The sequence below is a fragment of the Acinetobacter sp. 148 genome, from assembly GCF_031196675.1.
GTDB lineage: Bacteria > Pseudomonadota > Gammaproteobacteria > Pseudomonadales > Moraxellaceae > Acinetobacter > Acinetobacter baumannii.
Map to the genome: position 1 here is coordinate 43603 of NZ_JAVIMT010000015.1, position 6778 is coordinate 50380.

The following is a 6778-nucleotide window of genomic DNA, read 5'->3' on the forward strand; positions in this document are numbered from 1 at the left end:
ATCGAACAAACAATGGTTCAATGAGATAAAAATATTTGAGTAAAAGCTCTATTTTTTTCTAAAAAACATGATTAATATCTGTGTTTGAAAGGAAACTTCAAACAAAAAATCTGTTCCGTGGAAGGATGAAGAAAATGAAAAAAATCGTACTTGCTATGGCTGCCGCTTCTGTTGTTGGTTTTTCTGCTTCAGCGCAAGCAGCGAGTACCGTGTGTGTATTCGACCTCTTAGGAAAAGCAGGCGACTCATATAAAATGATGGAAGAATGGGCTCTAGCTGCAAAAGGCTGGGGTACTGAAATTAACTTAGTTCCTCGTCAGGACGAGGCTGTTGCAGATAATGATTTTAAAGCTGGTAAATGTGATGCCGTAGCAATGACAGCTATGCGTGCTCGTCAATATAACAAATTTGCCGGATCAATCGACTCGCTTGGCGGCGTTCCTAATAACCAAATTGCACAACGTGCTATTACTTATGTATTAGATGCACGTAATGCTGCAAAAATGACAACTAACCTTGGCGGTAAAAAATACGAAGTTGCTGGTATCTCTCCGTTAGGTTCAGCGTTCATTTTCGTACGTGATAAAAACATCAACTCAGTTGAAAAAGCTGCTGGTAAAAAATTCGCTGTGTTAGGTTATGACGATGCACAAAAAATTATGGTGCAGCGCGTAGGTGCTCAGGCAGTTCTTTCTGATATTTCAAACTTTGCTGCTAAATTTAATAATGGTCAGGTAGATATGGTAGGTGCGCCTGCTTATGCTTACAAACCATTAGAATTGAACAAAGGTTTGGGTGCAAACGGTGTAATGTGGAACTTCCCAGTATTACATGTAACGGCTGATTTAGTATTGCGTGCTGATAAATTCCCAGCAGGCTTTGGTCAAAAGTCTCGTGATTGGTTCGTAAAACAATTACCAAAAAGCTTTGCAATGATTAACCGTTTAGAAGCACAAATTCCAGGTAAATATAAAATGAACCTAAGTGCTGAAGACAAACTGAAATATCAAAAAATGTTACGTGATGGCCGTATGGATTTAACTAAACGCGGTATTTACGATGCAGGTATGATGTCTGTATTGAAAAAAGCACGTTGTTCTGTAGACAAAGCTAACTTTGAATGTTCAATGCCTGGTGAATAATTCATGTTGAACTTAAAAGCCTAGATTTATTCTAGGCTTTTTTGCTTTCTATAGGCTGTCAATTCAGCCATTGTGATTCATTAAAAAGACGCTAATCTAAATTGAGGATAAAACTTCATCTGGATATATGAAGATATTAGAAAATAGAACAAGGAAGTGAGTCATTAAAAGAGCTAAGGGAATTTAACTCGTTATTTTTTATTGAGCTCGGATAAACAGAATTGATCATAAAAATATCTAAATTGTGAATCTTAGATGAAGCATATCTCATGAGAATCATGCCAACCAGCGTGAAATTTCTTGATGCCAAAAACAAAAAATTTACAAGGAAAGGAAAAGAATATGCGATTTTCCAAAACGCTTTTACTTGCGATGGGACTCACAACAATTTCATTTGCAGCCGAGGCCAAACAAACCATATGTGTTTTTGACTTTGTTGGTAAAAATGGCGATGTCTATGCACTCATGAAGGACTATCAACTTGCAGCGAAAAACTGGGGAGCTGATATCGAACTAAAAGTAAACCAGAATGAAGCAGTGATTGCTGAAGATTTTAAAGCGGGAAAATGTGATGGTATTAGTGTATCAGGCATGCGTGGACGTCAATTCAACTCATTTACGGGATCATTAGATGCAATTGGTGCGATTCCAGATCTCAAACTTGCTGTTAAAGTCATGCAAGGTTTAGCAAGCCAAACCTTTAGTAAATATATGGTCAATGGCCGCTATGAGGTAGTAGGTGTTATTCCGGTAGGAGATGCTTACCTTTTAGTAAACGACCGTAGTATTAATACTGTAGCAAAAGCTGCGGGTAAAAAAATCGCCGTATTAGACTACGATGAAGCACAAAAAATCATGGTTCAGCAGGTGGGTGCTCAGGCAGTGAGTGCAGATGTGACTAACTTCGGGGCCAAATTTAACAATCATCAGGTCGATATTATTGGTGCGCCAGCAGCAGCGTTTAAACCTTTAGAGTTGCAAAAAGGCTTAGGTACAAAAGGGGCAATTGTAAACTATCCAATTTTACAGGTGACCGGAAATATTATTATTCGTCCAGACAAATTCCCAGCTGGTTTTGGTCAGAAATCTAGAGAGTGGGTGGCTGGTCAGTTACCGCGTGCTTTTACTATCTTGGGTAAAATGAAAGCGGATATTCCGCAAAAATATTGGATGGAAGTACCAGCTGCCGATAAACCGGGTTATCAAAAGCTCATGCGTGAATCACGAATTAACCTTACACAACGCGGGGTGTATGATAAACGGATGATGAAACTACTATGGCAATTCCGTTGTAAGCAAGACGCGAAAAACTTTGAATGTGGCTTACAAGATGAGAATTACAAATAATCTTGATAAAAATACTCAAGATTCGCTTTAAACTTCGAAGACAGACCCTATATTGATTATGCTATACTCAATATAGGGTCTTTTTTATTTTGAAAGGCACAGCAAAATCCGAGGAACAATCATCATGAATGCCCAAGCTCTAGTTTTGACAGATAATGCTGCCAATAAGGTACGCCAACTCCGTGATAGTGAAGGGAATGACGATCTCATGTTACGTGTATATGTAACCGGAGGCGGGTGTTCAGGGTTTTCATACGGCTTCAATTTCGCCGAAAGCGTAAATGAAGATGATGCTGAATTTGTAAATGGCGATGTAAAGATGCTGGTTGACTCGCTCAGCTATCAATACTTAGTTGGCTCAGTGGTTGATTATGTTGAAGGCCTTGAAGGTTCACGCTTTATTGTGCAGAACCCGAATGCGACAACAACCTGTGGTTGTGGTTCTTCATTCTCAATTTAAAAAGAATTTTAAATAAAAAGACCTCTCATTATAGAGAGGTCTTTTTATTTATAAGATTATGCTTGATCATGTATAGATTCTAAAAAGTACTGTACGAGTTCAGGTGCATTTTGATAAGGAATCCAATGAGAGGCATCCATAAAAATAGCCTTATAATTATTTTTAAAATAACCTGAATTTAACTTGGCACTTTTTTCTGTGACTGCAATATCATGCTTACCCCAAATAAAAAGAGTGGGAACGTCTATTGCTTTAAAAGGATTTTCAGGTTTGTCCCAAAAAAAGCCACGATACCAGTTTAATGCCGTAGCCAGCCTATTTTCTTTTATAAATTCAGTTTCGAATATTTCAATTTGCTGTTCGGTCATGCCAGATGATTTAAGAAATTTTCGTCCTACTTTAGGCATTTTCTTAAATAAAAGTTCGGGCAAAATAGGAAGCTGAAAAACTGCAAAATAATAAGATTTTAGTAGTTGATTGCTACTTAAGCAGGCTTTTAAAAAAGCAGCTTGATGGGGTACGGAAACTAAAGTGAGATGTTGAATATACTGCGGATACTTCATAGCTACACTAGACGCAATTACAGAACCCCAATCGTGCCCAATTAAATAAACTGGTTGACCAAGTCCCTTAATAAAAACTGCGACATCTTCAGTTAGTTCACTTAAAGCGTAATGAAAGCGGCTTTGTGGTCTAGCATTTAGACTATAACCACGTTGATGGATCGCAAATGTTCTAAATTGATGTTCATGTAATAATTCCGAAGTCTGCTCCCAACTATGGGCAGTTTCTGGAAAGCCATGCAATAAAACCACGAGAGGGCCATCTATAGGGCCTGAATCAATGACATCGAATGTCCAAGCCCCACGTGTGTATTGATGAATACGTTTGGTCAGATCCATAACAACATGCCTTACTTATTTTTGTTGGCATTTATCATGAATTTTTATGACCAATTTAATAACAGCATTTCGGGTCAGGAAATGTGTTATGAGGTCGAATCAGTCCAATTAAATCGAATAAGTAGCTTTATACCGCCGTGATCGTGCCTAAGATTCTAAAATCTGAGGCTCCTGTTACCGCAGGTAAATTACCACTTAAACCATCCACAAAACGCATTGCTAGCCATGCAAATGCTGTAGCCTCAACCCAAGTAGGGGAGAGTCCTAAAACATCAGTGGTTTGAACTGACCAATTGTGCTTACGTAAGCGCCAACGTAATTGTTCTAACAAATAGGAGTTATAAGCTCCACCTCCACATACATAAACTTCACCTGTTTCCATATTAGAACGATAGATCGCTTTTTGAATGGCACGTACAGTAAGTTTTAATAAGGTAGCTTGAATATTTTCAGGTGTATCTTCTAACTCATCATAAGTTAAATCATTACGCCAATCGATTAACTGATCATCTAACCAGTCAATATTGAAATCTTCACGTCCCGTACTTTTAGGAGGTTCTTTAGAAAAATACTCATGAGCATAAAGACGGTCGAGTAAAGAGCGAATAGGATGACCATAAGCCGCCCAGTCACCATTTTCATCGTATGGATGGCCTGTATGGCGATGACACCATGCATCCATCAAAATATTGGCAGGTCCCGTATCAAACCCAAATACGCCGTCAGGATTATTGGCAGGCAACATGCTCACATTGGCAATGCCGCCTAAATTCAAAATTACCCGATGAATGCTTGGGTGCTGGAATAATGCCTGATGAAATGCAGGCACTAATGGAGCGCCTTGACCACCTGCTGCCATATCTCTACGACGGAAATCTGAAACAACCGGAATTTGAGTGATCTCAGTAATAATGTTTGGATCGCCAATTTGTAGCGTAAAACCATGCTCTGGACGATGACGAATGGTTTGTCCATGCGACCCAATCGCTTTAATTTGTCTACGATCTAATTGGTGCTTTTCAATGAGAGAATTAATCCCGTGACCAATCATTTTGGCTAGAGCAACATCAGCTTTACCCATGCGGTCAATTTCATTGTCATCGGGTAAAGTTAATGCCATAAGCTCATCACGTAACTCGGGTTCGAATGGAACTGTAAGTGTGGCATGAAGCTGTAGTGGCTCAAATGAAGCCGCAACAATATCCACACCATCCATACTAGTGCCAGTCATTACGCCGATATAGATTGCGCTCATATGCAACTTCCCCTGCAAGACGCTGAAAAAATGTTAGTATATCGCACAAATTGAATAACTGATGTGTTTAGGTTTTGTGATGTCAAATTTCTTGCCCGCCGAAGAACAGCTTGCCCTCATCCAACGAGGCACGCACGAAATTATTTCAGAAGAAGATTTACTGAAAAAGCTTAAAGAGAATCGTCCTCTTAAAATTAAAGCTGGTTTTGACCCTACAGCTCCAGATTTACATTTAGGACATACGGTTCTTATTAACAAACTAAAAACGTTTCAAGATTTGGGTCATGAAGTTACTTTCTTGATTGGCGACTATACCGCCATGATTGGTGACCCAACGGGTAAAAGTGCAACTCGTCCGCCGTTATCACGCGAACAAGTTGAAGCTAACGCTAAAACTTATCAAGAACAAGTTTTCAAAATCTTAGATCCGAATAAAACAAAAGTACGTTTTAACTCAGAGTGGTTTAACCAAAAGTCTGCTGCGGATCTTATTCAGTTGGCAAGCCAGCAAACAGTATCACGTATGTTAGAGCGTGATGACTTCACTAAGCGTTATAACAACCATCAGCCAATTGCGATTCATGAGTTCTTATATCCTTTAGTTCAAGGTTATGACTCTATCGCACTTGAAGCAGACGTTGAGTTAGGTGGTACAGACCAAACCTTTAACTTACTCATGGGCCGTACGTTACAAAGCCGTTATGGCCAAGAATCACAAGTGTGTATCACTGTACCAATTCTAGAAGGTTTAGATGGCGTAAATAAAATGTCTAAATCTTTAGGTAACTATATTGGTGTTTTTGATGCGCCAGGTGCAATGTACCAAAAAGTATTATCAATGCCTGACTCTTTAATCGAACGTTATTTCGATTTATTAAGTTTTAAATCTCTAGATGAGATCAAAGCTTTATTAGATGAAATCGCGGCTGGTCGTAATCCACAAGAAGTAAAACGTATTCTTGCACTCGAGTTGGTTGAACGCTTCCATGATGCTGAAGCTGCTGCTAATGCTCATAAGAGTGCTGGTAACCGTATTACAGAAGGTGAGGTGCCGGCAGATACTCCTGAAGTAACTATTTCACGTGGTGAGTTTGGTGGTGAAATCTTTATTGCCACGATTCTTCGCGTAGCAGGATTAAATCCAAATGCAGCAGCTGCAAAAGATGCTGTTGCACGCGGTGCAGTAAAAGTAGACTGGAATGTAGTAGATGCAAGTTTCTCTGTAAAAGAAAACGGGACTTTTATTATTCAGTCTGGGAAAAAAGCAATTGCACGTGTAACTTTCACTGACTAAAAGTTATGTAGTGATAGAAAAGCAGGAGTAATCCTGCTTTTTTTTATTTCAGAACTATAAAACCAATTAAGCGTTCCACGTGGAACCATCTAAGTATTATTAAGAATAAAATAAATTAAAAAATAAGAAGAAATATAAAGTAAGGGTAGAGTATTTGCTCTAATATTTCTTTGGATTAAAAAGCTTATAGAGGAATAAAAACCATATAAAAGACTTCCTAACTCCAAAATGATTATATAGCTAAAGATAAAAACCAATAAAAAATAGCAAAAATGCCTAAAAAAAAGCCATATATATCACTTTTTCCGCAAAATAGTAGAAAAAAACGGCACTCAAGTGAAAAAGGGATAAATACCCCTTGCAAAGGGAATGAGATGG

At 38.6% G+C, this 6778-nt stretch carries 6 protein-coding genes; 4 read left to right on the forward strand and 2 right to left on the reverse strand.

Annotation, left to right across the window (positions count from 1 at the left end):
• Positions 1-134: 134 nt before the first annotated feature.
• The 3 genes from RFX69_RS02560 to erpA all read left to right on the forward strand — a co-directional run bounded on the left by RFX69_RS02560 (position 135) and on the right by erpA (position 2949).
• Positions 135-1142 carry a putative solute-binding protein gene (locus tag RFX69_RS02560; RefSeq protein WP_000724999.1) on the forward strand — a complete coding sequence of 336 codons (1008 nt, stop codon included), beginning with the start codon at positions 135-137 and terminating at the stop codon, positions 1140-1142.
• A 342-nt stretch (positions 1143-1484) separates the two neighbouring features.
• Positions 1485-2489, forward strand: a complete 1005-nt coding sequence (locus RFX69_RS02565; protein WP_001212536.1) for a putative solute-binding protein — start codon at positions 1485-1487, stop codon at positions 2487-2489.
• A 124-nt stretch (positions 2490-2613) separates the two neighbouring features.
• Positions 2614-2949 carry an iron-sulfur cluster insertion protein ErpA gene (gene erpA, locus RFX69_RS02570; RefSeq protein WP_000993572.1) on the forward strand — a complete coding sequence of 112 codons (336 nt, stop codon included), beginning with the start codon at positions 2614-2616 and terminating at the stop codon, positions 2947-2949.
• A 56-nt stretch (positions 2950-3005) separates the two neighbouring features.
• Here the strand turns inward: erpA and RFX69_RS02575 are convergent, their stop codons facing one another.
• Positions 3006-3851 (reverse strand): alpha/beta fold hydrolase, encoded by an 846-nt coding sequence (locus tag RFX69_RS02575; protein WP_289332393.1) that lies wholly within the window; start codon positions 3849-3851, stop codon positions 3006-3008.
• A 127-nt stretch (positions 3852-3978) separates the two neighbouring features.
• Positions 3979-5106: an anhydro-N-acetylmuramic acid kinase gene (locus tag RFX69_RS02580; RefSeq protein ID WP_001274580.1), complete on the reverse strand. Its 1128-nt coding sequence runs from the start codon at positions 5104-5106 to the stop codon at positions 3979-3981.
• Between the two features lie 61 nt (positions 5107-5167).
• Between RFX69_RS02580 and tyrS the strand changes: the two genes are divergently transcribed.
• Positions 5168-6400 (forward strand): tyrosine--tRNA ligase, encoded by a 1233-nt coding sequence (gene tyrS / locus RFX69_RS02585; protein ID WP_000335558.1) that lies wholly within the window; start codon positions 5168-5170, stop codon positions 6398-6400.
• Positions 6401-6778: the final 378 nt, after the last annotated feature.